The organism is Desulfuromonas carbonis, from assembly GCF_054658035.1.
In genome coordinates this window covers 2,134,768-2,161,058 of sequence record NZ_BAAHXR010000003.1, presented here as the reverse complement: position 1 = coordinate 2,161,058, position 26,291 = coordinate 2,134,768, and the positions used below count along the sequence as shown (strand labels likewise).

Below are 26,291 nucleotides of genomic sequence, written 5' to 3'. Positions count from 1 at the left end.
CGGCAACCGCCACGCAGCGCTGCCGGTTGCCGCCACCCGCAGGGGTCAGGCGTCGGGGTACAGGGCCCGGCGCACCAGCTCGGCAATTTCACTGTCGGCGCTGGCGAGGGGCAGCATGCTGCGCTCGCCGCTGCGGCGCTGCTGCAGCTCCAGGGCCCCCTCCTTCAGACCGCGGGCACCGACCGTCACCCGCAGCGGGATGCCGAGCAGGTCGGCATCCTTGAATTTGCTCCCGGGGCGCTCGTCGCGATCATCGAAGAGGACCTCGACCCCGGCGGCCAGCAGCTGCTGGTAGAGCTCCTCCGCCGCCGTCGCCACTGGGAGGTCGTTGGGGTTGAGGAGGGTGATCAGGACCTGGAAGGGGGCGATCGGCAGTGGCCAGATGATGCCGCCCTCGTCGTGGTTCTGCTCGATGGCGGCCGCCACAGTGCGCCCGATGCCGATGCCGTAACAGCCCATCAGCAGCACCCGCTCCTGCCCCTGCTCGTCGAGGACGGTGGCCCCGAGAGCCTGGGAATACTTGGTACCGAGCTTGAAGACGTGGCCGACCTCGATGCCGCGCCAGGCCTCGAGCCTGCCGTCGCAGCGTGGACAGAGGTCGCCGGCGACCGCCTGGCGCAGGTCGGCAAAACTTTCGACCGTAAAGTCACGCCCATGGTTGACCCCGGTCAGGTGCTCGTCCTTGCTATTGGCGCCGACGACAAAGTCGGCCATCGCGGCGACCTCGTGGTCCGCAAGGATGCGCAGCTTGAGGCCGACCGGGCCGGCAAAGCCGGTCGGGGCGCCGGTCACAGCGAGAACCTCCGCCTCACTCGCCAACTCCAGATCGTTGCACCCGAGCAGCCGGCAGAGCTTGACGGTGTTGAGCTCCCGGTCGCCGCGCAGCAGCACTGCCAGGATCTCGCCGCCGTCACTCTTCACCAGCAGGGTCTTTACCAGCTGCGCCGTTTCGAGTCCGAGGAAGAGGGCGACCTCCTCGATGCTCCTGCGCGCCGGGGTCGCCACCTTTTCCAGCGGGCGTCCGGGGGTGGCCGCAACGGCTGTCGGCGAACGCAACTCAGCCTTCTCGACATTGGCCGCATACTCGCAGCTGTCGCAGGAGACGATGGCGTCCTCGCCCGACTCGGCAAGGACCATGAATTCGTGGGAGGCGGTGCCGCCGATATTGCCGGTGTCGGCCTCCACGGCGCGGAAGCGGAGCCCGCAGCGGGTGAATATCCGCCGGTAGGCCTGGTACATCTTGTCGTAGGCGAGATCGAGACCGGCGCTGTCGAGGTCGAAGGAGTAGGCGTCCTTCATCACGAACTCGCGGCCGCGCATCAGGCCGAAGCGGGGGCGGATCTCGTCGCGGAACTTGGTCTGGATCTGGTAGAGGTTGAGGGGGAGCTGGCGATAGGACCGGATCTCGCGACGGACGATGTCGGTGATCACTTCCTCGTGGGTCGGCCCCAGGCAGAAATCGGCCTCCTTGCGATCCTTGAGCCGCAGCAACTCCTTGCCGTACTGCTTCCAGCGCCCCGACTCCTGCCAGAGTTCGGCGGGGACCACCATCGGCATCAGCAGCTCGATCGCCCCGGCCCGGTCGAGCTCTTCGCGGACAATCTGCTCGACCTTGCGCAGGGAGCGCAGACCGAGGGGAAGATAGCTGTAGATTCCGGCCGCGGCCTTGCGGATCATGCTGGTGCGCAGCATCAGCTGATGGCTGATCACCTCGGCATCGGCCGGGGTTTCCTTGAGGGTGTTGATCAGGTAGTGACTGTAACGCATCGGATACGACCTCGGGGAGGAGATGGGAGCCGCCGGCTTTGGACCGCCGACCGCCGCGGAGGGGCGGGTTTGCGGGGGACTGCCGGCCCGACACCCTCCGGATATTTTCGCATGGACACTAGCCTATTTTGGCCGCCAATGCAAGGCCTCTCGACAGGCCGGAAGGACCGGCGAAGAGATGGACATTTGCCTGCGGCAATGGTTAAATGGTCCCGTTCAGATCGCCCCCCTCATCAACCCAGGAGACCTTCCCGATGTCCGAAATCCTGACCCTCGCCGGGTTCTGCCGTCTGGTCGCCGCCGGCACTCCGCTCCTGCACATCTGCGGCCCGAGTGAGGAACGCTGCGAGGCGCTGCTGCAGCGGGCCTCGCGCCAGGCGATCAAGGGGCTGCCGGAACTGCGCGTCTGGAGTTGCAGCGACGGGTTCAGCGGCGTCGCCGGCAGTGAAGAGCCGCTGGCCGGGGTGCGCTGGGCGATCGAGCAGGAAGGCCCCGGCCTCTTCCTTTTCAAGGACCTCGAATATTTCTGGGACGACCCGAAGATCCAGCGGCTGCTCAAGGACTTTGCCCATGGCCGGCGTCTTTCCGGGAAAAGCCTGGTCTTCTTCTCCGGTCGCCCGAGCGTCCCTGACGGGCTGGAGCGGGAGGTAACGCTGCTGGAACAACGCCTTCCCGACCGGGAGGAGCTGCAGGCCTGGCTCGAAGCCCACCGGGAACGGGATCCCCTGCTCGGCCGGCTTCTGGCCGAGGCCGGGGACCCTACGCCCCTGTTGCTGGCGGCCCAGGGGCTGGAAGTGCGCGACCTGGAGCAGGCGCTGCGCCTGGGCCGGGTCAGCAAGGGCGCCGGACTCGCCGATCTGGTCGCCGCCCTGCACCGCGCCAAGCACCAGGTCATCGCCCGCACCGGGATCATGGAGGCGGTCGACAACGACCTCAATCCGGACCAGGTCGGCGGCATGGATGCCCTCAAGGGGTGGATGGACAAGCGCGAGCGGGCTTTTGGTCTCGCCGGCCTGACCGCGGGGACGAACCTGCCCAAAGGGGTGTTGCTGATGGGAATCAGCGGCTGCGGCAAGAGCCTTTTCGTCAAGGCGATCGCGGCACGCTGGCACCTGCCGCTGCTGCGTCTCGACATGGCGACGGTCTATGCCGGCACCTTCGGCTCGCCGGAAACGAGTCTGCGCCGGGCCTGCCTGATTGCCGAAAGCCTCGCTCCCTGCGTCCTCTGGATCGACGAGATCGAGGCCGGCATCTCGAGCCAGGGCTTCAAGGCGGAAGGGGGGGCCGCCTCGCGGGTACTCGGCTATTTTCTGACCTGGATGCAGGAGAAGAGCGCCCCGGTCTTCGTCGCGGCCACCGCCAACGCCATCGAAATGCTACCGGCGGAATTGCTGCGCAAGGGACGTTTCGACGAGATCTTCTACCTCGCCCTCCCCGGCCTCGGCGAGCGGGAGGAGATTTTCACCATCCACCTGCGCCGTCGCGAGCTCGACCCGGCCGCCTACCAGGTCGGCATGCTCGCCCACGGCAGCAAGGGGTTTTCCGGTGCCGAAATCGAACAGGCCGTCGCCAGCGCCTGCTTCGAAGCGCTGGCCCGGCAGCGGCCGCCGACCCAGCAGGACATCATGGAGGCGATCGGCCGCACCGTCCCGCTGTCGGTGACGATGGCTGAACAGATCAAGAAGATCGAGGCCTGGGCCTTCAAGCGTGCCGTCCCCGCCAGCAAGAGCGCGGAACGCTGAGGGGTGTCGATGCAAGCGCTCCTTTTCGACCTCGACGGTGTCATCTACCAGGCCCGGGAACCGATTCCCGGGGCCCGGGAAGCCCTCGCCTGGGTCCGCGAGCAGGGAATCCCCCACCTCTTCGTCACCAACACCACCTCCCGCCCCTTAAGCTGGCTGCAGCAGCGGCTGCGGCAGATGGAGATTCCGGCCAGCGCCGACCAGATCCTGACACCGGCTCGGGTCGCCCGCCGCTGGCTCGCCCGCCGTACCGACGGACCGATTGCCCTCTTCGTCCCGGACCGGACCCTGGAGGATTTTGCCGGCATCCCCCTGCACCCCCACGACCAGGCCGGCGGCGCTGCGGCGGTGGTCATCGGCAATTGCGGCAAAGCCTGGGACTTCAGCCTGCTCAACAGCGCTTTTCTTCACCTGATGGCGGCCCCCGCGGCGCCCCTGGTCGCCCTCGGCGTGCCCCGCTACTGGCAGGGGCCGGAAGGGTTGCGCCTCGACGCCGGCCCCTTTGTCGCCGCCCTCGAATACGCTACCGGGCGCAAGGCAGTCGTCCTCGGCAAACCGTCCGCCGACTTCTACCAGACTGCCCTCGAAATTCTCGGCACCCCCCCGGAGCGGACGGTGATGGTCGGCGACGACATCCGCGCCGATGTCGACGGCGCCCAGCGCCTCGGCATCAGGGGCCTGCTGGTTCGCACCGGCAAGTTCCTCCCCGCCGATCTGCAGGAGGGGATCGTCCCCGAGGCCGTCCTCGAGTCGATTGCCGACCTCCCCGCCTGGTGGCGCGAGCGTTGAACTCTGGCTCCCGCGCAGCAGATCGTCGCAGCGGGCTCGCCGCCCTTTCAAGATCGGGAGAGTCTTTCTCGCATGTACCAGAAAGCGCACTTCAACTGGGACGAACTCCCGCCGCTGACCTCACCACGCAAACAACTCGGCCTGCGCGGGGTTGCTCTCGGCCTGATCAACCTGCCGGCCGGAGAGGGCTACACCTTTACCCATCACCACCGGGAGCAGGAAGAGGTCTACATGGTTCTGGCCGGCAGCGGCCTGTTGTGGATCGACGGCGAGGAGGTGCCGCTGGCCGCCGGCGACATGGTCCGGGTCGCCGCGGAGGCGCAGCGGGCCTTGAAAGCTGATGATGACGGCCCGTTGCGGATCATCTGCGCCGGCGCCGTCCCGGCCGGTTTTCCAAAACAGCCGGGCTCCCGTTACCTGATCGACGACGGCGTCCCCGACTACGACGACATCCCCCCCTGGTATGCGAAGCATGAAGCGGTCGCCGCCAACAACCGGCGCCTCAAGGAGCGTTACCTGCGCAGTCTCGCCAAACGACGGGAGCGGGAGGATGGATAGGGCGAACCTGGTGATGATCGGCATGCCCGGCGCCGGCAAGAGCACCCTCGGCGTCCTCCTCGCCAAGCGCCTCGGGCTCGCCTTTATCGATACCGACCTACTGATCCAGGCCCGGGACGGTCGGCGCCTGCAGGAGATCATCGCCGGGGACGGCCTCGCCGCTTTTGCCGCCCTCGAGGAGCGGGTGCTGCTCGACCTGGTGACGGTGCGGCCGACGGTCATCGCCACCGGCGGGTCGGCGGTCTACAGCGCGGCCGGGATGGAGCGCCTGCGCCGCCACGGGCGAACCATTTTCATCGATGTTCCCTGTGCCGAACTGGAGGCGCGCCTCGGCGACATCGACCAGCGCGGCCTGGCGATCGAGCCGGGCGAGAGCTTTTCCGCCCTCTTCCGGCGCCGCCACCCCCTCTACCTGCGTTACGCCGATCTGCAGATCGATGGCGCCGGCAAGGGGGTCGAAACGCTGCTGGCGGAAATCAGCAAGCGCCTGCAATCGTCCCTTCCCAGCCGGGCCTGATACCGGCCAGGGCCAGGCCAGGGCCTTATCCCCGTTCGGTTCGGGTTGCGTCCCCCCTCTTTGTCAGAGTGAAGGGGAGAGCTCCGCCGCAGCGGGATTTTTTTCGGTCCCGCCCTCCGTCTCCCCGCTTTCAGCCTCCGGCCGCGGCAGCAACACCCAGAGCTGGCCGGGCTGTTTCATCCTCCCGGCAAAAGATCCCGCCTCCTTACCGATCCCCCAGTAAAAATCCGCACGCACCCGCCCCTTGATGGCGCCGCCGGTATCCTGGGCCACGAGCAGGCGGTTGAGCGGCGCCTTGCCGCCCGGCCAGGTCGTGGCAAGAAAGACCGGGGCGCCAAGGGGAATGCTGCGCGGGTCGACGGCGAGACTGCGCTCGGCGGTTAGCTGGACGCCGAGGGCGCCGTAGGGGCGGGTGACACCCGCCGGCAGTTCGCGAAAGAAGACGTAACTCGGATTTTCGGCCAGCAGCGCCGCCACCTGGTCAGGATTCTTGCGCGCCCAGGCCTTGATGTTCTGCATGGACATCTGGTCGCGGGTCATGGCGCCGCGGTCGAGCAGGAGCTTGCCGATCGAGCGGTAGGGATGTCCGTTCTGGTCGGCGTAGTTGACCATCACCTGGGTGCCGTCATTGAGTTCCACCCGCCCCGAGCCCTGGATCTGGAGAAAGAAAAGCTCCACCGGATCCTCCACCCAGACCAGTTCCTCACCGGCCGTCAGCTTGCCGGCGTCGATCTCGGACCGCGAATAGTAGGGGACGACCCGGCGTCCCTCCAGGCGCCCGCGCAGCCGGTAATCACCCAGTTCCGGGTAGACGCTGCGCAGATCGACCACCAGCAGGTCCTCGGGAACGCCGTAGATCGGCCAGCGGAAGCGCTCGCTGCGGGTCCGGCTCCCCTTCAGGTCGGGGACATAATAGCCGGTGATCAGACCGCTGCTGCTGCCATCCTCCTTCTGCACCCGGTTGGGGATAAAGTAGGTTTCGAAAAAACGCCGCGCACTGTCGGCATCCGGCGCCTGAAACCCGCCGGCCGACTGACAGACCGCCTGCCACTGGGGGCGTTTCTGCAAAGCCTGGCAGCTTTCCCGGAAAGCGTCGAGGGCAGTACGGGGGTCGTCCGCCTGCCAGTCGGGCAAGGCGTCCCAGTCGACCGCTACCAGCACTGGCGCCGGGGTCTCAGCCGCCGGCGGCATCGGTAACGGCGGCGCCTTGATACAACCGGCAATACCGAGGGTCAGGGTGAGCAGGATGGGGAGCAGGCGGGAAGTGCAGCACATAGAGAGAAACCCTCTTTCGAGAAAGGCGATCCTGGACGTTTTGGCCAAGCTGCACGATATCCCTTTTCCCGGCAAGCGTCAAACCAGCCAATCGCCGGACAGGGGAAAACCGGGCGCCGGCGTGCCAAATTTATTGGCAGGATTCCGGTGAATCATGTTATTAAAGCTTTGCCATCCGAAATGATGGGAAAGTTTCCCCGCGCGGCGCCACCCAACAGGAAAAGGTGAATTCATGAACCAGGAACGACGAATTACGACCGGTTTCCCGGCCCTCGATGAAATTCTCGACGGCCTGCGCATCGGCGACAATGTGGTCTGGAAGGTGGACACCATCGAAGACTACCGCTACTTTGTCGCCCCCTTCGTCCGCCACGCCCTCAATGCGGGCACCCGGGTCGTCTACCTCCGCTTCGGGCAGCATCCGCCCCTGATCGAACCCGACCCGGCGGTGACCGTCTACCAGCTCGACGCCCGCCTCGGTTTCGACACCTTCGCCACGCGCATCTACGACATCGTCACCGCCGAAGGGCGCGAGGTTCATTACCTTTTCGACTGCCTCTCCGAGCTGCTGTCGGCCTGGGCCACCGACCTGATGATCGGCAACTTCTTCCGGGTCACCTGCCCCTACCTCTACGACCTCGACACCGTCGCCTACTTCGCCCTGATCCGCGATCGTCACTCGTTTCGCACCATCGCCCGCATCCGCGAGACGACCCAGGTCCTGATCGATCTCTACAACCGCGAAGGGACCCTCTATGTCCACCCCCTCAAGGTCTGGCAGCGCCATTCGCCGACCATGTTTCTCCCCCACCGCAAGGAGGGGGAGCGCTTCGTCCCCCTTGCCGACAGCCTCCAGGCGACCAGCCTGCTGCGCTCGGTGACCGAAAAGTCCATCGACAGCACCAGCCGCCAGCTCGATCACTGGCATCGCCTCTTTCTGCAAGCCGAAGACCTCGCCGCCGATGCCGCCGCCAGCGCCGAGCAGGAACAGATGGTCGATCATCTCTGCCGCCACCTGGTCGGCCGCGAGGAGCGCATCCTGGCCCTGGCCCGGGAATTTTTCACCCTCCCCGACCTGCTCGACATCAAGGCACGCATGGTCGGCACCGGCTTCATCGGCGGCAAGGCGACCGGCATGCTCCTCGCCAACGCCATTCTTCTCAAGGGGAAGGACCGCGACTGGTCGCAGCACCTCGAAGCGCACGATTCCTTCTATGTCGGCTCCAACGTCTACTTCTCCTACATCGTCCACAACGGCCTGTGGAAACCGTACATGCGCCAGAAGACCCCGGAGGGGTATTTCGAGGCGGCCGGCGAACTGCGCCGCGAGATGCTTGCCGGCACCTTCCCCGAGCAGGTCCGGGAAGGGCTGCAGAAGGTCCTCGACTACTACGGCCAGTACCCGATCATCGTCCGCTCCAGCTCCCTGCTCGAAGACGGCTTCGGCAACGCCTTCGCCGGCAAGTACGATTCCTTCTTCCTCCCCAACCAGGGGGCGCCGGAGGAGCGCTACGCCGCCCTCGAGGACGCCATCCGCCGCATCTTCGCCAGCACCATGAGTGAGGACGCCCTCGCCTACCGCCTGCAGCGCGGGCTCGACCGCCAGGACGAGCAGATGGCGCTGCTGATCCAGCGGGTCTCCGGGGCCTACCGCAAGCACTATTACTTCCCCGACCTCGCCGGGGTCGGCGTCTCCTACAACACCTTCGTCTGGGACAAGGAGATGGACCCGAAGGCCGGCATGTTGCGCCTGGTGCTCGGCCTCGGCACCCGCGCCGTCGACCGGGTCGAGGGGGACTACCCGCGCATCGTCGCCCTCGACGCCCCCCTGAAAAAACCCCACAAGGGGTTCGCCGACACCCGCAAGTTCGCCCAGCGTGACCTCGACCTGCTCAACGTCAACACCAACCAGCCCGAAACCGTGGCGCTGCGCACCCTGCTCGCCGAGGGGATCGACCTGCCTATCGCCCGCTACGCGGTCCGCGACCAGGAGACCATGGACCGCCTGGCGGAGCGGGGAAGAAAGGAGGAGCTCTGGCTGCCGACCTTCGATCCGCTCCTCGCCGATGGGACCTTCAGCGAACTTTTCCACGCCCTGCTCAAACGTCTCGAACAGGCCTATCACTATCCGGTCGATGTCGAATTCACCGTCAACTTCACCGGCGCCGGCGCCCCGCGCATCAACGTGGTGCAATGCCGCCCGCTGCAGACCAAGGGCCAGAAAGCGCGCATCGAGATCCCCCAGGATATCCCCGCGGACCGCATCCTTTTTACCAGCGAGGGGAACTTCATGGGTGGCAACATCTCCCAGCGTCTCAAATGGCTGATCTGGGTCGATCCCCTGGAATATACCCGGCTCTCCCTGAGCGACAAGCACGACGTGGCCCGGCTGATCGGCCGCCTCAACCGGCGCATCGCCGACCGCCAGGAGAATCCGACCTTGCTGATGGGGCCGGGGCGCTGGGGGACATCCACCCCTGCGCTCGGGGTACCGATCAGCTTTGCCGAGATCAACAACATCACCGCCCTCGCCGAGGTCGCCTTCAGCAGCGGCGATTTGATGCCCGAGCTCTCCTTCGGCTCCCACTTCTTCCAGGACCTGGTCGAAACCGATATCTTCTATCTCGCCCTCTTCCCCGAATCCTCAGCTTGTCGGTTCGATGCCGCCACCATCCTCGCCCACCCCAACGCCCTCGAAGGGCTGATGCCGGCCAGCAGCCGTTTCAAACAGGTGGTGCGGGTGCTGCGCCTCGGTGAACCCGGTCTGCGCCTGATGGCCGACGTCGTCAGCCAACGTCTGGTCTGTTTTAAGGAAGGGGACGCGGGATGAGGGATGTGGGATAGGGAGGAGCCCTGCGAGCTAGCAGATTCCTCCCACTCTCCCCTGCCCTGGTTTTGGTCTGAAACGACAGAAGGCCCGGCAAGCGCCGGGCCTTCTGTCGTTTCAGACAAGCGGTGATTCGGGAAAATCAGACGAGGCCGAGGGCCACCATCGCCTTGGCGACCTTGATGAAGCCGGCGATATTGGCGCCGACGACGTAGTTGCCGGGGCAACCGTATTCGAGGGCGGTTTCGTAGCACGATTCGTGGATGTTCTTCATGATCTGCTGCAACCGCTGCTCGGTGTACTCAAAGTTCCAGGAGTCGCGGCTGGCGTTCTGCTGCATCTCCAGAGCGCTAGTGGCAACGCCGCCGGCGTTGGCCGCCTTGCCCGGACCGTAGGCGATGTTCGCCTCGAGGAAGACCTTGACCCCCTCGGGAGTGGTCGGCATGTTCGCCCCTTCGCCGACCGCGATGCAGCCGTTCTTCACCAGCAGCTGGGCATCCTTGCCGTTGATCTCGTTCTGGGTCGCCGAGGGCATCGCCACCTGGCAGGGAATGGTCCAGATATTGCCGCCCGCCACGTACTTGGCATCCTTGTGGTAATTGACATAATCCTTGATACGGCGCCGTTCCACTTCCTTGAGCTGCTGCACCAGGTCGAGGTCAATCCCCTTCTCGTGAACGATATAGCCGTTGGAGTCGGAGCAGGCGATCACCTTGCCACCGAGCTGATGGATCTTCTCGATGGTATAGATCGCCACGTTCCCCGAGCCGGAGACGACACAGGTCTTGCCGTCGAAGGAATCCTTGCGCACTTTCAGCATCTCGTCGACAAAGAAGGTGGCGCCGTAGCCGGTCGCCTCGGGACGCACCAGCGAACCGCCCCAGTCGAGCCCCTTGCCGGTCAGCACGCCCGATTCGTAGCGGTTGGTGATGCGCTTGTACTGGCCGAACATGAAACCGATTTCGCGCCCGCCGACGCCGATGTCCCCGGCCGGGACGTCGGTGTACTCGCCGAGGTGGCGATAGAGCTCGGTCATGAACGACTGGCAGAAGCGCATGATCTCGTCGTCCGACTTCCCCTTCGGATCGAAATCCGAGCCCCCCTTGCCGCCGCCGATCGGCATGCCGGTCAGGGCGTTCTTGAAAATCTGCTCGAAGCCGAGAAACTTGATGATGCCGAGATAGACCGAGGGGTGGAAGCGCAGGCCGCCCTTGTAGGGGCCGAGGGCGCTGTTGAACTCGACGCGGAAGCCGCGGTTGATGTGGACCTGCCCCTTGTCGTCCTGCCAGGGAACCCGGAAGATGATCTGCCGCTCCGGCTCGCAGATCCGCTCGATGATCTTGTGGTGGGTGAACTCGGGGTGCTTGACCAGCACCGGGCCGAGAGTTTCGACCACTTCGCGGACCGCCTGGTGGAACTCCACCTCGCCGGGATTGCGGTCAAGCACTTCCTTGTAGATCGGTTCCAGCTTTTCGTCGAGCTTGGTCATGGGGTCTCTCCTCCTGTTGGGTTGGTGGATTTGCCTAACAAATGACCACCTTAAATTTTTAACGTTTAGCCTGACTAAGTTTTATTATCCACAATCCATGCCAATTTGCCCATTTTTTGCCCTTCATGCCAAAATTCGCGGCACAACTGGGCGCGAGACAGAGAGGGGGACCTGATCAGACAGAGAGGCCAGTCGGCAAAAATGGCAAAAAGAGTACCGAAGGCACTCAACAGGGTACTCCTCGATGACTCAGCGGGGAGAAGGGGAGGCTTGTTGTGACCGGGCCGGGCCGCCGGGGCTAGAGCATATCGACCGGGTCGACGTCGATTGCCAGGGAGACGGCGGCCGGCAACGATTTCTGCAGGGGAGGGAGGCGATCAAGCAGGTGGCGCAGCGCTGGGCGGGTGGCCGACTTGAGCAGGAGCTGGCGCCGGTGCCGGCCACGCAGTCGGGCCAGGGGACAGGGTGCGGGGCCGAGCACCTCGACCGCGCCGGCATGGCGGGAAATCCCGGCGGCAAAGCGGTCGGCGGCCGCCTCGACCTGCTCGCCGTTGTTGCCGGAAAAGACGAGATTGACCAGATACCCATAGGGGGGATAGCCAAGCTCGCGGCGGAAGGCGAGCTCCTGCTCGGCAAAGGCGAGGTAGTCATGCTGCGCCGCGCATTGCAGCGCGTAGTGCTCCGGGCTGTAGGTCTGGATCAGCACCTGGCCCGGCCGGTCGCCGCGGCCGGCGCGGCCGGCGACCTGGGCGAGGAGGGTGAAGGTCCGCTCGGCACTGCGGAAGTCGGGGAAATTGAGGGTCGCGTCGGCGCTTGCCACGCCGACCAGGGTCACTCCCGGAAAGTCATGCCCCTTCGCCACCATCTGAGTGCCGACCAGGATATCGATCTTGCGCGCCAGCATCTCTTCGACCAGGGCCCGGTGGGCGCCCTTGCGGGTCGTGGTGTCGCGGTCCATGCGCGCCACCCGCGCTCCCGGCAGGAGCACGGCGAGTTCCTCCTCGAGCCGCTCGGTCCCCGCGCCCTGGGGGAGGATATTGATGCCGTTGCAGCCGGGGCAGAGCTCCGCCGGCCGTTCGACATAATCACAGTAATGGCAGCGCAGCCGGCGCTCCCCCTGGTGGTAGGTGAGGGTGATCTCGCAGTTGGGGCAGCGAAAGGTGGTGCCACAGTCGGCGCAGAGCAGAAACGGGGAAAATCCGCGCCGGTTGAGCAGGAGCAGCGCCTGCTCGCCGCGCTCCAGGGTCTCGGTGAGCGCCTTCACAAGGGGGGGCGCCAGCACCCCGGCCGGCGCCGCCTGCCGCAAATCGAGCAGTTCCACTGCCGGCATCGGCCGGCCACCGACGCGGTTGCCGAGGGAGAGATAGCCAATCTGGCCCTCCCGGGCGCGCTGAAAGCTGGTCAAAGCCGGGGTCGCGCTGCCAAGTAGGACCGTCGCCCCTTCCATCTGTCCGCGTAGCAGGGCGAGATCGCGGGCATGGTAACGAAACCCTTCCGCCTGCTTGTAACTCGCCTCATGTTCCTCGTCGACGACAAGGATTCCAAGTTCGGCGAGAGGGGCGAAGATCGCCGAGCGCGCCCCGATCACGATCGCGATCTCGCCGGCGGCGATGGCGCGCCAGGCATCGTAGCGCTCGCCGTCGGAGAGCCCGGAATGAAGGACGGCAATCGTCTTGCCGGCGCCGAAGCGGGCCCGGAAGCGGGCGACCAGCTGCGGCGTCAGGGCGATTTCCGGCACCAGCACCAGCGCCCGCCGTCCCGCCGCGAGGGCACCGGCAATCGCCTGCAGGTAGACTTCGGTCTTGCCGCTGCCGGTCACCCCGTGCAGCAGCAGCGGCCGGAAGCCGCCAGCAGCAATCGCCGCGGCAATCTGTTCCAGGCCCGCCGCCTGCTCCGCGGTCGGCACGGCCGGGCGGTCGGGAACCAGCGGCAGATCGAGGAACGGGTCGCGGTGGCGTTCGACCTCCTCGACCGCCAGAAAGCCGAGTTCCACCAGGCGCTTGAGGGGCGCGTGGGGAGCAGCGAAAAGGGTGCGCAGGGTCGACAGGGAAAGCGGGCCGGCGGCACGGATCTGCGCCAGGACTTCCCGTTGCCGGCTACCGGCGGGCTGGTCGTCGCGGGGGAGCGCAGTGTAAACCGCTTCGTGGAGGATCGAGACCTCGTTCCCCTTCCCGGAAAGACCGGCCGGCAGGGCGCAACGGATCACCTCCCCCGGCGGGTGCCGATAATAGTCGGCGGCGCGCAGCAACAGGCGGATCAGCTGCGGTGTCAGCAGCGGGGCCGGATCGAGTACCCTGCGAATCGCCTTGAGCCCGGCGGCATCCCCCGAACCGAGGGCGAGCAGGTAACCGACGACTTGGCGCCGTCCGAGGGGGACCTCAAGGCGCATGCCGACCCGCGCCTGGTCCCGCAATTCGGCGGGAACCAGGTAGGAGTAGGGCTTGGCCAGGGGGGCGGCCACGGCCACAGTAGCGATCAGGGCAGACTCGGTCATAGGGAAGACATTCTAGCGCAGGGGTCACCACGGGACCAGCATTCTTTCAACTGCGCCGCAAGCACCGGCCACACCGCCGGGAAGAGTCGGAAACAACGTCAAGAGACCGGAAATTTCAAGAAAAGGTGACCGGACACTTCTCTTTTCAAAAAGTCGGGGTATCTTAATCCTGCGCCCGCGTGCTAAGGAGCGGCCTGAAAGAATCATGGCCGACCCGATGCGGAGGGCCCGAACCGGCAAATGCATGGAGAGCAAGGGGGCACGATGCAACACCCCGTCCCCGGTAAGGAACTCGAAGAAATCTTCCGGGCCGCTCTCGCCAGCGTCGACCCGCAGCAGCTGATCGCATCCCGCCTGCAGCTCTCCGGCTCCCGGCTCACCGTCACCAGTGAATCGACTCCCCTCACCATCGACCTTGACGACTATGATCAGCTCATGGTTTTCGGCGCCGGCAAAGCGACCGCCGCCATGGCACGTGGCCTGGAGAAGCTTCTCGGGTCCCGCATCGGCAACGGCCTGATTGTCGTCAAGTACGGCCACACCGCGCCCCTGACTCGCATCGAAACCCTGGAGGCCGGACACCCGATCCCCGACCAGGCGAGCCTGCTCGGCGCCCGGCGCATCGCGGCGCTGGCCCTCCGGGCCGATTCCCGGACCCTGGTCATCAATCTGATCTCCGGCGGCGGTTCGGCCCTGCTCGCCGCGCCCCGCACAGACTCGGGCCTGGCCTTGAGCCTGACCGACAAACAGGCGACCACCCGCCTGCTGCTCCGCTGCGGGGCGACCATCGATGAACTGAACTGCGTGCGCAAACACCTCTCGGCCCTCAAGGGGGGTGGCCTGGCGCGCCTGCTCGCCCCTGCCCGCAGCCTCAACCTGATCCTCTCCGATGTCATCGGTGACCGTCTCGACGTCATCGCCTCGGGACTCTGCGTCCCCGATCCGACGACCTTCAGTGACGCTCTGGCGATACTCGACCGCTACCGCTTGCCGGACCGGGTACCGGGTCCGGTCCTGGACCTGCTCCGGGCCGGCGCCGCCGGAAAGATCGCGGAAACTCCGAAACCGGGAGACCCGGCCTTTCGCTGGTGTGACAACCTCCTGCTCGGCAACAACAAGGTGGCGCTGCAAGCAGCATCCCGAGAAGCATCATCTCGTGGCTTCACAACCACCATCGTTACCGACCACGCCTGCGGCGAAGCCCGGGAACTGGCGCGACGGCTGCTGGCGGCCGCTCTCGACTATCGGGACCGGCAGCGCCCCGGGCGCGGTCCCGCCTGCCTTTTGGCGGGCGGGGAAACGACGGTTACCCTGCGGGGGGATGGCAAGGGGGGCCGCAACCAGGAACTTGCCCTCGCTTTCCTCGCGGCAATGGCGGAATTACCCGACCTTGGCACCGGTCTCTACCTCCTCTCCGCCGCCAGTGACGGCAACGACGGGCCGACCGACGCTGCCGGCGCCTTTGCCTGCAGTGAACTTTTGGCCGCAGCGACCGTGGCGGGGCTCGACCCCGCCGACTACCTGGCCCGCAATGATGCCTATTCTTTTTTCGACCGCCTCGGCGCCCTGCTGCGGACCGGGCCGACCAACACCAATGTCTGCGACCTGCAGCTGATCCTGATCCCCTGAGACACTCCAGCGCCCCCATGGGGCAGGCAACCTGCCCATCCTGCTTCCAGGCAGGACCTTTGGTCCGGTCATTTTTCCCCTCTCCATCAGTAGTGTCCGGTTAAGAAGTTGCATAGGCTCCGAAGTCCAAGTCAATGATATCGGGAGGCCCTAAGCCTGCGGCCGCATCCTCGGCGGCCTCGTTGCGAATATTGTTGCGAAGCTCACGCACCCTGTTGATGCTGACACGTTCGCCATGCTCTTCGTGGCAGTAGATGGCCAGAAGCAAATAAGTAATCAACCCTGCGAGGATCTGCACCAGCAGGCCGTAGGGACTGCGGGCAATCAGGTGATACACCTTGAGGTGGCGCTTCCACCAGGCGAAGAAGGACTCGATCGTCCAGCGTAGCTTGTAGATCAAGGCAATCTGCTCGGCGGTCAGATCGAAGCGGTCGGTGGCGACCCAATAGGATTTTTGGTCAACCTTGTAGCCGACCACACGCACTTCTCGTTCGGTCTGGTTGACATCTTTGGTGCCGAGCAACACCCTGGCGTCATAGAAAACATGACTGCCGGGGACAACAGGATTGGCGCTCAACTCCGTCTTACGAGAACTGGCTTTGATGCGGCAGACAAAGTGGCGCCCCTGATCCTGCCAGTCGTCAAAGTTTTTGTAACACTGGTAATAGCGGTCATAGACACCTGTCTGACCGGGAGCCACGAGCCGTTCCGCCTGAGGACGCTCGTCGCCCTTGCCGTCGGTTAATGTGACTTTCTGGGGGACACCACGACCGATATCGAACCCCAGGTGAACCTTGGCCTTTTTGGCTCCGTCTCGATAGTCCGCCCAGAGCATGGACAGCGTAGCGTCAATCAGCGAACCATCGACGGCGATCAGATCGCCGAGATCGGAGATGTCTTTGGCGACAGGAATCTTTTGTGAGACCTGTTTCTGCAGGTCTTCGTAAACATGAATCATCTGCTCCAGCCCTCGGGTATTGATCGCCTCAAAGAAGGCGCTTTTCCGGATACCGCCGGGCGGTGCAATATGAGTCGCGGCAAAATCTTCCTGCGTCAGAACCTGAAGCAGATGACGCCCCGAAGAATGCTCTTCGAGGTGATAGTAGGTCAGGATTTTCAACTGATCTTCAAACGTCATCTGCAGTGGCCTGTTGCCTCGGGCCTCAAGAACCGGGGCATGTTCGAGAGCGCCCTTGAACGGGGTAAAAAGTCGGACAATGGAGCGCCTGCTAAGCCGGGTACGGTGGCAGCGAACAAGTAATGACATTTTCGTAAATCCTCATATAAAATAGGTATTTACGAAAATCACCGCGCCGACTTCACGACGATTTGTCAAGCAAAAAATACGCTAACTTGTGAAAATATTTACAATTATCTGCAACTTTGGGTGAATGCAATTTGCTAACCGGACACTACTGCCTCTCCATGGCAAAAAACACCTTAACGACTGCCATTGGATCGGGTATCCTGATTACTCACTTGTAAAAGGGGAGGGAACCGAATCATGGAGCATGGTCTGAGCATTGCCTACCGGTTCAGTTTCGACAACGGAGAGACCAAGGAGTTTTCGGTTCTGCTCGACAGCGAAACCCTGCACATGGCACCCCCGCCGGTCCCCCGGCCGCCGGTCTGGACCGCGCTCGACAGCCATCGCTGCCCCTGTTGCCGGTTCGACCGCACCACAACCCTCTGCTGCCCGATTGCCCTGAACATGGCCCAGGTCGTCGAAGAGTTCAAGGAATACCTCTCCTACGACGAGGCCGAGGTGACGGTCACCACCGCCGAACGGAGTTACGTCAAGCGCACCTGCCTGCAGCTCGGGCTGAGTCCGCTGCTCGGCATCATCATGGTCAGCAGCGGCTGTCCGTCGATGGAAAAGCTCAAACCGATGGTCCGCTTTCATCTCCCCTTTGCCTCGCTGGAGGAGACGATCTTTCGCGCTATATCGATGTACCTGGTCAGCCTCTACTACCGGCAGCGGCGCGGAGAAGCGGTGAACTGGTCATTGCAGGGGATGGATGCGATCTACCGGGAGGTTGGCGTGGTCAACAAGGCCTTTGCCGAAAGGTTGCGGGAGGCGGCGAAAAAGGATGCCAACGTCAACGCGCTGGTCAACCTGCACTGCCTCGGGGAGATGGTGCCGCCAGCGGCGGAGGAGATGCTCGACCAGCTGCAGGGGCACTTTGCCGCCCTGGTCTGAAGTCGGGGGTTGTCAGAGGTAATTGCCGACCTCGCTGGCCAGGATCAGCAGAGCATCGGCATCGGCTTGGCTGAAATCATCAATTTCCGGACCATCGAGATCCCCCTTGCGGGAGATTTGGATCACGCCGATAACGGTCTCTCCCTGCAAAATCGGCGCGCTGATGATCTTGCGAATCGGCTTCGGGGGTGACGAGATACCCGGCTCCAGCCGCACCTTCTCGTAGGCATTGGCATGCCGCTGGGCCGCAAAGGTATTCTCCAGGAAGACCACCCCTTCCCGGGCGGTGCGGGCCGCCAGGGAATCGAGGCTTGAGAAGGGGATGGCTCCGACCTGGCGCAGCTTGGCCGGCCAGAGGAAGCGCAGCAGATTGCGGTCGGCGCTGAGGCGAAAGAGGGCCACTTCGTTTTCGCTGACGCCGAAGGCCCCGCTCAGTGTGGCAACGATCTTTTCGACCTGAGCGTCACCTGTCCCTTTCGTCGCCGCAAGATCATCGGCCAACTGAGCGCAGAGCGCCTGCAGTGTCTGCTCGTCGAAACCCATGGTTCACCTCGTCAGAGGGAGAAAAATCCGGCAACCGCCCTCCCCTTTTACCATGAAAGATCCAGCGGGAAAAGGGGAGAGGGGCGCGGACCACCCGTTTTTTTTTCAGGCGTCCGCTTCCGGTTCGACAACAAAGCGCAGCAGCCGCTATCGGCTGCTGCGCTTTGTCCTTCTTCATTCCCGGTTGCCTGGCTTACTCCTCGCAGAGAACGGCGTTGGCCACCTGGTCGGCAAACTGCCGGCAGGTCTGAAGGTTTTCTGCAGTCGGGGTAAAGCGGAAGGAGATGCTCGGCGCCGCCAGCTTGTAACGAAGTCCTTCGAGTCGCTGCTCAACCATCTTCACCGCCTCGCCGCTCCAGCCAAAGCTGCCGAAGACGGCGCCCAGCTTGGCCTTGGGCGTCACCGAGGAGATCAGCGTCAGCGCATGCCAGACATGGGGGGGCGCATCCCGCTGAATGGTCGGCGTGCCGATGATCAGGACATCGGCCTGTTCCAGGGCGTTGCGGTAGTCATCGTCCCGCATGCCGCAGAGGGCAAATTCATTGACCTCGATCCCCTGTCTTTCCAGCTCCTCGCGCACCACCTGGGCCATGGTCCGGGTATTGCCATGGGAGGAAAGGACCGCCAGCAGGGCCCGTGGCTTCTCTTCTTTGGGCGGCGGTGCCGCCCATTTGCGATAGGCATTGATCGCGTGGTCAAAGCTGGAACGCAGGAGCGGCCCGTGGGAGGGGCAGACCATGCGCAGCGGCAGACCGTCGAGCTTGGCCAGAGCGTCGCGGATCTTGTCCTTGAAGGGACGCATGATGCAGTCAAAATAGAAATGGAAATCGGCGGAAAAATCGGCGATCTCGTCATCGAAGAGTTTGCTGGCACAGTAGTGGGCACCGAAGGCGTCGCAGGGGAAGAGGATCTGGTCCTCGACCAGGTAGGTGAAGATGGTATCGGGCCAGTGCAGGTAGGGGGCGAGGATAAAGCGCAGGGTGCGCCCCCCCAGATCAACCTCTTCGCCGTCGGCGACGACATGGGATTTGAAGGGCTTGTGAAGCAGCTGCTTGAGAAAATTTTCCGCCGCCTTGCTGCAATAGACGGTAATCTGCGGGTTCTTTTCGATCAGCCCGGCGAGAGCGCCCGAGTGGTCCGGCTCGGTGTGATTGACGACGACGATATCAATCTGCTTGAGCGGGAGGAGCTTCTCGACCTTGGCAAAGAACTCGGCGCTGAACGGCTCCTTCACGGTGTCGATCAGGGCGTTGCGGGTGCGACCGCGGATCAGGTAGGAATTGTAGGTGGTGCCGTTGTGGGTCGGGAAAAGGTCATCGAAGACCTGCAGTTCCCTGTGCTTGGCACCGACCCAGTCGATACCGGGAGCAATTTCAACACTGGGTGTCATGAGCGTCCTTCCTTTGGCTGCAGTTGCCGCCTTGGTGCTGCGATTCGACCAAAAGGATAGACCAACCTGGCGACGGTGGCACGTCGTCTATCCAGCCCAGGACCGGAGTCCGTTCTCCGGACAACCTCTCTTCAACCAGCCCGGTTGCTACGGCTGTCAATACCCAAGGTAGCCAAGCAGGCCGCGAATATCAACCATGAGTTCGCCGAAACCATCCCCCGTCAGGCTCTGGGCGCCATCGCACAGGGCCTTTTCCGGCTCGGGGTGGACCTCGACCATGACACCGTGCGCACCGGCAACCAGGGCCGCCTTCGCCATCACCGGCACCAGCGAACGCTTGCCGGTCGCGTGGGACGGATCGACGATAATCGGCAGGTGGCTCATCGAACGGATCAGCGGAACGACCGACAGGTCGAGGGTGTTGCGGGTCGCCCGCTCAAAGGTGCGGATACCGCGCTCGCAGAGAATCACCCGGCCATTTCCTTCGGCCAGCAGGTACTCGGCAGCGGAGAGAAATTCTTCGATTGTCGCCGACATGCCGCGCTTGAGAAGGACCGGATGGGAAAGGCGCCCGACCTCCTTGAGAAGATCGAAGTTCTGCATGTTGCGGGCGCCGATCTGCAGGATGTCGGCATAACGGCAGACCGCTTCGAGCTGCTCGATGCGCATCACCTCGGTGATCACCGGCAGACCGACCGCATCGCCGGCCTGGCGCAACAGCTTCAGCCCCGGCACGCCGAGCCCCTGAAACGAATGGGGACCGGTACGGGGCTTGAAGGCGCCGCCCCGCAGCACCTGGCCGCCGCCAGCTTTGACCACCTGGGCAGCGGCCAGCATCTGCGCCTCGCTCTCGATGGAGCAGGGCCCGGCAATCACCACCGGCCTGGCGCCATCGCCGATGCGAACCCCGCCCACCTCGACCACCGTCGGTTGCGGATGGAAATCCCGGGAGACCAGTTTGTAGGGCTTGCTGACATGAATGATTTCGCGTACGCCGGGCAATTCGCGAATCGCCGTATCGTCGACCGGCCCCTGGTTGCCGAGCACGCCGATGGCGGTACGCTGGCTCCCCGGAATCGGCTCGGCCTGAAGACCGGCCGCGGTGACGGTTTCGATAACCGCCTGGATCTGCTCCGGGGTAGCACTGTGGTCCATGACAATGAGCATCGAACCCTTCTCCTTGGTTGCAGCCGGCCGTTGCCAGCTGGATCACACTTTAAGGCAGGACAGTCCTGAAATCAGGGCTCCAGAGTCGCTAAGCTTAGCGAGGCGCGGAGTGGATTTCAAGCCTTTTCCCTTGCCCTGCCATACCACTCTTTTCCCCTGTTGCCATCAATGACCGATACGGTAATATATTCCCATAAAAACTAATGAACTACCCCGCAGCAAGCTACGGGGTATCAAAAAGCGTTAACTGCTCGCGGTGCAATTGCTGATACTCTTTTTCTCGGCCTTGATTTCTAACATAGGTCGCAATGGTTTTCTCATTACCCTTTTGGCCTACAGTGTTCACAAAATAGCCCTTTGTCCAAAATTCGCCACCCCATAGTTGCTTTTTAACCGATGGGACTCGTTTGAATATTTCTCTGGCCGTAATGCTTTTGATGACTCGTGCAATCTGCGTTGGGCTGTACATTGGAACCGACTGCACCAAAAAGTGAACATGGTCTTTGTCGGTCCCAATTTCTACGAACTGAATCTCGTATCTTTTGGCGATCTCAAGGCAGACCTCTTTGAGACAGCCATCAACCTCTGGGGTGAAAACAACCCGGCGGTATTTTGCTGGGCAAACAAGATGGTATAACAGCACAGAAACATTATGACTTTTGTGTACATATTCGCTCATGTCGCCAATATTTCATATTGGCGATAGCGAAGCAAGCTTCGGGGAATTGGACCCCCCTGAGATTCAACCAGGGAGGTTTCCCATGATGATCCAGGTTCAGTATACCGATGGCCGGCACGATATGGTCAAAGCGCATCTGCTCGACCGCCTCTTTGAATCCCACAAGCTGGCCCGCTTTCGCCGCCGCGCCGGCTGGGTGGTCGTCGGCAAGGATCCGGTCCGGCGAAAACCGTCCGCACTGCTCACGCCAAGGCCGGGGGACCGGCGCCACGCTCACGTCTGAGTCACCTGGGCAGCTTCAACCATAACCGATCAGGACCATCTGCCCCAACAGGGCGGGTGCCGTTGCCAGGGCGAGGAAAATCAGCAGGGCAACCAGCGCCCGCCACAACCAGCGCCGATCAGTTTCATAAAGCGCGGTGGCGAGAGACGGGTGACGTGCCAGGGGCCGGAACAAGCCCGGCAGCGCACCGTAAAGGACCGCAGCAAACAGGCTTAGATAGAGGGGGTAGCCGATAAAATGATAATGCCCCTGGAACAGGTCGAAGGGGCAGTGATGACTCGGCATCTGGTAGATATAAAGGGAGATGAAGGAGATAACCGCGGCCAGGGCGAGGGGGAGAAAGCCGGCCGCCACCAGCGTCAGTAACAGCCGCAACCAACCGGACCGCCAGACCAGACAGGCCATCAACAGCACCAGCAGCACCCCGGCCCCGCCATAGAACGCGATCATCGCCGGCTTTGCCGGCAGCCCGGCGAGTTCCCCGGCCAACCCGCCACCGCTGGCGGTGAAGAGGGCGCCACAGCAGGAGGTGATGACTTCGGGCTGCAGGCCGAGAAAATAACTGAGCTGGTAGTAACAGTCGAGTCCGACCAGGTAGGTGACCAGCGGCAGCAGGGCATACTTGACCCGCACCAGGGGGAAGTCCTCGGCCTGCTCGTCAAAGCGGTTGAGCACTAGCCAGAGGGCGGCGACAAACCAGATGGCGAGCTTGACGAGGAGGGCGTTCCAGCCCACCGGGTTGGCGTTGAGAGAGCCGGTGGCGCACATGGCGCCGACGAAGAGCGGGTGCAGGTCGTCGACGGTGTAGATGAAGAGGATCCCGGAAAGGATCTCGAAAGCAAGGGCGTAGCGGACCAGGGTCGAGACCAGGACGGTGCGCAATTCGAGCTGATACTGCAGTTCGCTGCTGCTGCTGCGATCCCAGCGCAGCAGAATGCGGGCCCCGGTGACCGACGCGTAAAGGCAGAGAAGCAGGACGATGCCGCTACCGGTGAGCAGCGCGAGGATACCGGGATGGAGAATCACGGCGCCTCCACCGCGAGGCGCCCGTCACGCATTGCCACCACCCGGGTGATCAGCGGATGTTCGAAGACGAAGCGGTCATGGGTGGCGATGACAATGGTCTTCCCCTCCCGCTGCAGACCCGTCAAAATTTCCAGCAGTTCTGCCGCCAACTCACTGTCGAGATGAGCGGTCGGCTCATCGGCGACCACGATCTGCGGCGCGTTGACCAGCGCCCGCGCAATCGCCACCCGCTGCTGTTCGCCGCCGGAGAGCTGGCGGACCTTGAGCTGGCGCCGCTGGCCCAGGCCAAGCTGGTCGAGCAGTTCCGTGGCACGGCGCTGCATCTCCCGCGGCGGGCAATCCTGCGGGTAGAGGGGGAGCAGGACATTTTCCAGCACCCCGACATCCCGCAGCAGGTTGAATTGCTGAAAAATGAATCCGAAGGTCTGACGGCGGACCTCGGTCAGAAAACGCTCCGGCAGACGGGAGACATCGCGCCCGGCCACCGTCACCCGCCCCGAAGTGGGGCGGCTCATGCAGCCGAGCAGGCTCAGCAGCGTGGTCTTGCCCGACCCGCTCGGACCCTTGAGGGCCACCACCTCCCCCGCCTCGATCTGCACCGACACCCCCTGCAGGGCACGGATTTCATCCGGTCGCCCCGGGTTGTAGGTCTTGTACAGATCCATGGTTTCAATCAGCGGCGCCATCGCTATCAGCTCCTCATCATGCTTTCCGGGTCGGTGATTGCAGCCTTCCACGAAGGGATGACGGTGCTGGCCACGTACGGGGTGACGGTCAAAAACGCAATCACGCAGAGCTGGTAGAGATCGACGGCCGGCGTCAGCGCGAAGGGGGGAAAGAGGATCGACCACCCCTTGAGCACCGGCGCCAGCCACTGGGAGTCGAACCAGAAGACATGGAGCCAGGCGAGGATGAGGCCGATCAGCAGCGCCGTGAGGGAGAGGATGAGCCCTTCCCAGAATTTGAGGGCCAGGACATCGGCCGTATCCCAGCCGACCGCCTTGAGTATCCCGATCTCCCGCTTCTCCTCGGCACTGAGACCGGTCGCCTTGTCCCAGGCGAGGATACAGAAGGCGAGCAGCGCGGAAGCAAAGACGGTGAGCAGCATGCCGCTGCGCCAGCTGAAGACCGAATCGTAGGTACGCAGGATCTCACTGCGGGTGATCGGGCGGGTATCGGGCAAAAGCTGCTTGATCTTCGCCGCCACCGTATCCACCTCCTGGGGATTGAAGACCTCGACGGCGAAGTCGGTGGCCCGGTCATCCGGCATGGCAAAGAACTGGCGCAGATCCTCTTCCCCGAGCAGCACCAGGTCGTTGGTCAGCAGCGCCGAATCGCTGGCAAAAACCCCGGTGACCTCAAAGACGACCCCGGTATTGCGACTGTCGACGATGATCAGGTCCCCCTCGGGACCGGTGCGCCTGATGCCGGCGACGCCGGCCCCGAGGGCACATTCCCCTGGGCCCTGCGGCAGGCTTCCGCGCAACAGCTCCAGCCCAACCGGGGCCGCTGCGCCGACACCCATCAGGGTGTAGTTGCTGTGGGTCAGGCCGTCGTAGTAATACCCCCAGACTCGCGGCGTCACCTTGCCGACCCCGGGGATTGCGGCCAGGGTCTTGCCGTAATCGAGGGAGATCAGATCATGGCGGCCGGCGATAACCCGCTGCACCACCAGTTCCGGAGCCCGGGCCAGCAGCTGGGCCGCCTCCTCCTTGAGCCCGCGGGTCAAAAAGAGGATCGAGGCGAGGACCGTGATGACCAGGGTGTAAACGATCAGGATCGACAGGTTGCGGCCACGCTGGCGCAGGGTTGCCGCGAGGGCGAATTCGAGGATTTTCAGCTGGCGGGTCACAGACATCAGCGGATCAGGTCGGCAGGGGGAGGAGGAATGATCGACCCCGCGGGAAAGTGGTCAAAGGCGCCGGGCAGATCCTGAAAGGCGGTGAAGCGGTCGGCCTGGGAGGGATGGCGGGCATAGCGGGCCTCGGTCCAGATCGCCAGGTCGGTGAGGCCGAGCGCTCCGCCGAGCCGCGCCAGCGCCGGGCCACTGGTGGCAGCAAAGTGCCGGGCCTGCAACTCCCCATTCACCAGCAGTGCCGCCAGCACCAGCACCAGCACCGTGGTCAGGGCCAGAAAGGCCAGGGCACGATTCATTCGGCGTCCCGCACTTCGACCAGGGCCTTGCCGTTAAACTGCATCAGCTTGGCACCACCGTGGTCACGCATGAACCCCCGCGCCTGCTCCAGGCCGGCGACCGGGACTATCTCCTTCCCCATGGGGCCGAGCACATCGCTGCCACTGACAAAATAGACCTCCGTCGCCGCCATGCTCAGCATCGAATAATACTCGGTGACAAAGATCACCTCGATGTCGTCGGGAGTCCCCGCCGGGCGGTATTTGCCCAGGTCGAAAAAGTAGCGGAACATATCCTTGGGCCCGTCAAAGAAGACGCGGCTGCCATCCTTAAAAACCATCGAGCTGACCCAGTTGGGATAACCGGCGACAAACATGCCGCAGGTCGGACAGCGGTCCCCTTTCCCCGGAGGTTGCGGCTCAGCCGCGGTAGCCGGGACAACAACCATAAGGCTCCCGAGCAGGGCGAAAAAAACGGGAAGAAATTTGCCACGCATGCCATTTTACTCCTTCACACAGGTCTGACAGGTGTACTGAAAAGGTAGCCGATCTACCCGCCAGATGCAAGCCGCCCCCCCCCCTGCCAAAAAGTCTTGACAAGGATTCATGAGACAATTACAGTTAGCAACATTTAATTCCCATCAACACCAACTGAAGGAGGAAACACCGTCATGAAGAAACTGCTCGTTGCTACCCTGCTGGTCCTGTTTGCTGTTGCCCCGGCTCTCGCCGTCGACAGCGTCGTCCTGCCCGCCAAGAACGGCGACGTCACCTTCAACCACAAGGCTCACAGCGAAACGATGGAGTGCAAGGTCTGTCACGGCGAAGGGACCCCGGCCAAGATCGAGCTCACCAAGGACTCGGCCCACGCCCTGTGCAAGGACTGCCACAAGACCAAGGGTGCCGGTCCCACCAAGTGCGGCGACTGCCACAAGAAGTAATCCCGCCAAAACATGAATTCAGCGGTCCCAGGGACCGCGAATCGGATAACGGCCTTCGTGGCCAACCCTGCGCGGGAACGGCGTCAGCCGCTCCCGCGCTTTTTTATTTTCCCGGCACCTCTCCCGGCCCTGCAGGGAAATCTGGAATTTCCGGCCAAAAGATGGTACTAGGAGACTGTCGGACTATCCATGCGCCGACTGCAAATCCGGCTGTTCTCCAATATCCGAATTTTCGCTTCGCCCCGCATAGTCCGACAGGCTCCTAGAAGCTGCAACAGCAACTGCAACAGGGAGGTCATCATGCAGCATTTCGCCCTGACGATCATCGGCCGGGATCGCCCCGGCATCGTCTCCCAGGTCACTGAAATCCTTTTTCGCCTCGGCTGTAACATCGCCGATTCGAGCTGTTCGATTCTCGGCGGCCAATTTGCCATGATCCTGATCATCTCCCATCCGGCCTATACCGGTCGGGAAAGTTTCGGTGCTGCGTTTGCTCCCCTCGAGGAGAGCGGGCTCTCGGTTTTTTTGCGCACGCTCAAGCCCGGCGGCGAAAGGCATCCGCAGATGACCGGTGAGCTCTGCCTGATTTCAGTCTACGGATCGGACCAACCGGGGATCGTCTACCAGGTGGCCAAGGAACTCGGCGACCGTCAGGTCAATATCACCGATCTCAACACCAAGCTGGTGGGGAGCGAGGAACGGCCCGTCTACGTAATGATGCTGGAGGCGGTCCTCCCCCAGGGGGTCGAGGTCGACGACCTTTCCCTCGTCATGCAGCAGCTGCGCGACCGGCTCAAGGTCGATATCAGCATCCGCTCCATTACCCCGGTGGAGTTCTGAAA

At 63.5% G+C, this 26,291-nt stretch carries 23 protein-coding genes and 1 pseudogene; 10 read left to right on the top strand and 14 right to left on the bottom strand.

Annotation, left to right across the window (positions count from 1 at the left end; all coding sequences use genetic code 11):
* Positions 1–45: 45 nt before the first annotated feature.
* Positions 46–1,767: a proline--tRNA ligase gene (locus ACYQ8E_RS16740; RefSeq protein WP_066725314.1), complete on the bottom strand. Its 1,722-nt coding sequence runs from the start codon at positions 1,765–1,767 to the stop codon at positions 46–48.
* Positions 1,768–2,021: 254 nt separating this feature from the next.
* On the opposite strand from ACYQ8E_RS16740, the gene ACYQ8E_RS16735 reads away from it, so the two are divergent.
* The 4 genes from ACYQ8E_RS16735 (at position 2,022) to ACYQ8E_RS16720 (ending at position 5,373) form a co-directional block, all read left to right on the top strand.
* On the top strand, positions 2,022–3,509 hold the full coding sequence (locus ACYQ8E_RS16735; RefSeq protein ID WP_066725312.1) for an AAA family ATPase: 1,488 nt from the start codon (positions 2,022–2,024) through the stop codon (positions 3,507–3,509).
* Positions 3,510–3,518: 9 nt separating this feature from the next.
* Complete coding sequence (locus ACYQ8E_RS16730; protein WP_066725310.1) at positions 3,519–4,298, top strand: TIGR01458 family HAD-type hydrolase; 780 nt, start codon at positions 3,519–3,521, stop codon at positions 4,296–4,298.
* A gap of 72 nt (positions 4,299–4,370) precedes the next feature.
* Complete coding sequence (locus ACYQ8E_RS16725) at positions 4,371–4,856, top strand: cupin domain-containing protein (RefSeq protein ID WP_066725307.1); 486 nt, start codon at positions 4,371–4,373, stop codon at positions 4,854–4,856.
* On the top strand, positions 4,849–5,373 hold the full coding sequence (locus tag ACYQ8E_RS16720) for a shikimate kinase (RefSeq protein ID WP_066725302.1): 525 nt from the start codon (positions 4,849–4,851) through the stop codon (positions 5,371–5,373). The genes ACYQ8E_RS16725 and ACYQ8E_RS16720 overlap by 8 nt, the downstream gene beginning before the upstream one ends.
* 63 nt (positions 5,374–5,436) lie before the next feature.
* Here the strand turns inward: ACYQ8E_RS16720 and mltA are convergent, their stop codons facing one another.
* Positions 5,437–6,648 (bottom strand): murein transglycosylase A, encoded by a 1,212-nt coding sequence (gene mltA, locus ACYQ8E_RS16715; RefSeq protein ID WP_066725299.1) that lies wholly within the window; start codon positions 6,646–6,648, stop codon positions 5,437–5,439.
* 232 nt (positions 6,649–6,880) lie between these two features.
* On the opposite strand from mltA, the gene ACYQ8E_RS16710 reads away from it, so the two are divergent.
* A complete protein-coding gene (locus ACYQ8E_RS16710; protein ID WP_066725295.1) occupies positions 6,881–9,478 on the top strand; it encodes a PEP/pyruvate-binding domain-containing protein in 2,598 nt (865 codons plus the stop codon).
* A gap of 139 nt (positions 9,479–9,617) precedes the next feature.
* On the opposite strand, the gene gdhA is transcribed toward ACYQ8E_RS16710, so the two are convergent.
* The gene (gene gdhA, locus ACYQ8E_RS16705; RefSeq protein ID WP_066725292.1) at positions 9,618–10,964 is read right to left on the bottom strand and encodes an NADP-specific glutamate dehydrogenase; all 1,347 of its coding nucleotides are present in this window, start codon (positions 10,962–10,964) and stop codon (positions 9,618–9,620) included.
* Between the two features lie 298 nt (positions 10,965–11,262).
* The gene (gene priA, locus ACYQ8E_RS16700) at positions 11,263–13,458 is read right to left on the bottom strand and encodes a replication restart helicase PriA (RefSeq protein ID WP_066725290.1); all 2,196 of its coding nucleotides are present in this window, start codon (positions 13,456–13,458) and stop codon (positions 11,263–11,265) included.
* 264 nt (positions 13,459–13,722) lie between these two features.
* Here priA and ACYQ8E_RS16695 point away from each other — a divergent pair, with 264 nt between their 5' ends.
* Positions 13,723–15,087, top strand: a complete 1,365-nt coding sequence (locus tag ACYQ8E_RS16695; RefSeq protein ID WP_066725288.1) for a glycerate kinase type-2 family protein — start codon at positions 13,723–13,725, stop codon at positions 15,085–15,087.
* A gap of 166 nt (positions 15,088–15,253) precedes the next feature.
* Here the strand turns inward: ACYQ8E_RS16695 and ACYQ8E_RS16690 are convergent.
* Positions 15,254–16,354: pseudogene (locus tag ACYQ8E_RS16690) on the bottom strand (IS4 family transposase); the annotation flags it as partial.
* Positions 16,355–16,591: 237 nt separating this feature from the next.
* Between ACYQ8E_RS16690 and ACYQ8E_RS16685 the strand changes: the two are divergent.
* Complete coding sequence (locus ACYQ8E_RS16685) at positions 16,592–17,287, top strand: DUF6901 family protein (protein ID WP_066725287.1); 696 nt, start codon at positions 16,592–16,594, stop codon at positions 17,285–17,287.
* 12 nt (positions 17,288–17,299) lie between these two features.
* On the opposite strand, the gene ACYQ8E_RS16680 is transcribed toward ACYQ8E_RS16685, so the two are convergent.
* From ACYQ8E_RS16680 to tnpA, 4 genes are all read right to left on the bottom strand, one after another.
* On the bottom strand, positions 17,300–17,830 hold the full coding sequence (locus tag ACYQ8E_RS16680; protein ID WP_066725285.1) for a GAF domain-containing protein: 531 nt from the start codon (positions 17,828–17,830) through the stop codon (positions 17,300–17,302).
* Positions 17,831–18,023: 193 nt separating this feature from the next.
* A complete protein-coding gene (locus tag ACYQ8E_RS16675; RefSeq protein ID WP_066725283.1) occupies positions 18,024–19,220 on the bottom strand; it encodes an FprA family A-type flavoprotein in 1,197 nt (398 codons plus the stop codon).
* 156 nt (positions 19,221–19,376) lie between these two features.
* Positions 19,377–20,387 (bottom strand): 3-deoxy-7-phosphoheptulonate synthase, encoded by a 1,011-nt coding sequence (gene aroF, locus ACYQ8E_RS16670; protein ID WP_066725281.1) that lies wholly within the window; start codon positions 20,385–20,387, stop codon positions 19,377–19,379.
* Between the two features lie 223 nt (positions 20,388–20,610).
* On the bottom strand, positions 20,611–21,066 hold the full coding sequence (gene tnpA, locus ACYQ8E_RS16665; RefSeq protein WP_082820217.1) for an IS200/IS605 family transposase: 456 nt from the start codon (positions 21,064–21,066) through the stop codon (positions 20,611–20,613).
* An 82-nt stretch (positions 21,067–21,148) separates the two neighbouring features.
* Here tnpA and ACYQ8E_RS16660 point away from each other — a divergent pair, with 82 nt between their 5' ends.
* A complete protein-coding gene (locus ACYQ8E_RS16660; RefSeq protein WP_066725279.1) occupies positions 21,149–21,349 on the top strand; it encodes a GSU3473 family protein in 201 nt (66 codons plus the stop codon).
* Positions 21,350–21,364: 15 nt separating this feature from the next.
* Here ACYQ8E_RS16660 and ACYQ8E_RS16655 read toward each other — a convergent pair whose 3' ends face one another.
* Genes ACYQ8E_RS16655 through ACYQ8E_RS16635 form a run of 5 tightly spaced genes read right to left on the bottom strand, consistent with a single transcriptional unit; the run spans position 21,365 to position 25,005 of the window.
* On the bottom strand, positions 21,365–22,375 hold the full coding sequence (locus tag ACYQ8E_RS16655) for a hypothetical protein (protein ID WP_066725277.1): 1,011 nt from the start codon (positions 22,373–22,375) through the stop codon (positions 21,365–21,367).
* Positions 22,372–23,061 (bottom strand): ABC transporter ATP-binding protein, encoded by a 690-nt coding sequence (locus ACYQ8E_RS16650; RefSeq protein WP_231875389.1) that lies wholly within the window; start codon positions 23,059–23,061, stop codon positions 22,372–22,374. Before ACYQ8E_RS16650 ends, ACYQ8E_RS16655 begins: the two co-directional genes overlap by 4 nt.
* A gap of 5 nt (positions 23,062–23,066) precedes the next feature.
* Positions 23,067–24,233 (bottom strand): ABC transporter permease, encoded by a 1,167-nt coding sequence (locus ACYQ8E_RS16645; protein WP_066725268.1) that lies wholly within the window; start codon positions 24,231–24,233, stop codon positions 23,067–23,069.
* Positions 24,233–24,529, bottom strand: coding sequence for a hypothetical protein (locus tag ACYQ8E_RS16640; RefSeq protein ID WP_066725266.1), 297 nt, complete (start codon positions 24,527–24,529; stop codon positions 24,233–24,235). The genes ACYQ8E_RS16645 and ACYQ8E_RS16640 overlap by 1 nt, the downstream gene beginning before the upstream one ends.
* Positions 24,526–25,005, bottom strand: a complete 480-nt coding sequence (locus tag ACYQ8E_RS16635; RefSeq protein WP_082820193.1) for a nitrous oxide reductase accessory protein NosL — start codon at positions 25,003–25,005, stop codon at positions 24,526–24,528. The genes ACYQ8E_RS16640 and ACYQ8E_RS16635 overlap by 4 nt, the downstream gene beginning before the upstream one ends.
* 174 nt (positions 25,006–25,179) lie before the next feature.
* On the opposite strand from ACYQ8E_RS16635, the gene ACYQ8E_RS16630 reads away from it, so the two are divergent.
* Both ACYQ8E_RS16630 and ACYQ8E_RS16625 read left to right on the top strand, forming a co-directional pair.
* Positions 25,180–25,449: a cytochrome c3 family protein gene (locus ACYQ8E_RS16630; RefSeq protein ID WP_066725264.1), complete on the top strand. Its 270-nt coding sequence runs from the start codon at positions 25,180–25,182 to the stop codon at positions 25,447–25,449.
* Positions 25,450–25,749: 300 nt separating this feature from the next.
* On the top strand, positions 25,750–26,289 hold the full coding sequence (locus ACYQ8E_RS16625; protein ID WP_066725262.1) for a glycine cleavage system transcriptional repressor: 540 nt from the start codon (positions 25,750–25,752) through the stop codon (positions 26,287–26,289).
* Positions 26,290–26,291: the final 2 nt, after the last annotated feature.

Coding starts and splice junctions, on each gene's coding strand:
- ACYQ8E_RS16740 (WP_066725314.1), bottom strand. CDS start 1,767: ATGCGTTACAGTCACTACCTGATCAACACCCTCAAGGAAACCCCGGCC.
- ACYQ8E_RS16735 (WP_066725312.1), top strand. CDS start 2,022: ATGTCCGAAATCCTGACCCTCGCCGGGTTCTGCCGTCTGGTCGCCGCC.
- ACYQ8E_RS16730 (WP_066725310.1), top strand. CDS start 3,519: ATGCAAGCGCTCCTTTTCGACCTCGACGGTGTCATCTACCAGGCCCGG.
- ACYQ8E_RS16725 (WP_066725307.1), top strand. CDS start 4,371: ATGTACCAGAAAGCGCACTTCAACTGGGACGAACTCCCGCCGCTGACC.
- ACYQ8E_RS16720 (WP_066725302.1), top strand. CDS start 4,849: ATGGATAGGGCGAACCTGGTGATGATCGGCATGCCCGGCGCCGGCAAG.
- mltA (WP_066725299.1), bottom strand. CDS start 6,648: ATGTGCTGCACTTCCCGCCTGCTCCCCATCCTGCTCACCCTGACCCTC.
- ACYQ8E_RS16710 (WP_066725295.1), top strand. CDS start 6,881: ATGAACCAGGAACGACGAATTACGACCGGTTTCCCGGCCCTCGATGAA.
- gdhA (WP_066725292.1), bottom strand. CDS start 10,964: ATGACCAAGCTCGACGAAAAGCTGGAACCGATCTACAAGGAAGTGCTT.
- priA (WP_066725290.1), bottom strand. CDS start 13,458: ATGACCGAGTCTGCCCTGATCGCTACTGTGGCCGTGGCCGCCCCCCTG.
- ACYQ8E_RS16695 (WP_066725288.1), top strand. CDS start 13,723: ATGCAACACCCCGTCCCCGGTAAGGAACTCGAAGAAATCTTCCGGGCC.
- ACYQ8E_RS16685 (WP_066725287.1), top strand. CDS start 16,592: ATGGAGCATGGTCTGAGCATTGCCTACCGGTTCAGTTTCGACAACGGA.
- ACYQ8E_RS16680 (WP_066725285.1), bottom strand. CDS start 17,830: ATGGGTTTCGACGAGCAGACACTGCAGGCGCTCTGCGCTCAGTTGGCC.
- ACYQ8E_RS16675 (WP_066725283.1), bottom strand. CDS start 19,220: ATGACACCCAGTGTTGAAATTGCTCCCGGTATCGACTGGGTCGGTGCC.
- aroF (WP_066725281.1), bottom strand. CDS start 20,387: ATGCTCATTGTCATGGACCACAGTGCTACCCCGGAGCAGATCCAGGCG.
- tnpA (WP_082820217.1), bottom strand. CDS start 21,066: ATGAGCGAATATGTACACAAAAGTCATAATGTTTCTGTGCTGTTATAC.
- ACYQ8E_RS16660 (WP_066725279.1), top strand. CDS start 21,149: ATGATGATCCAGGTTCAGTATACCGATGGCCGGCACGATATGGTCAAA.
- ACYQ8E_RS16650 (WP_231875389.1), bottom strand. CDS start 23,061: ATGGCGCCGCTGATTGAAACCATGGATCTGTACAAGACCTACAACCCG.
- ACYQ8E_RS16645 (WP_066725268.1), bottom strand. CDS start 24,233: ATGTCTGTGACCCGCCAGCTGAAAATCCTCGAATTCGCCCTCGCGGCA.
- ACYQ8E_RS16640 (WP_066725266.1), bottom strand. CDS start 24,529: ATGAATCGTGCCCTGGCCTTTCTGGCCCTGACCACGGTGCTGGTGCTG.
- ACYQ8E_RS16635 (WP_082820193.1), bottom strand. CDS start 25,005: ATGCGTGGCAAATTTCTTCCCGTTTTTTTCGCCCTGCTCGGGAGCCTT.
- ACYQ8E_RS16630 (WP_066725264.1), top strand. CDS start 25,180: ATGAAGAAACTGCTCGTTGCTACCCTGCTGGTCCTGTTTGCTGTTGCC.
- ACYQ8E_RS16625 (WP_066725262.1), top strand. CDS start 25,750: ATGCAGCATTTCGCCCTGACGATCATCGGCCGGGATCGCCCCGGCATC.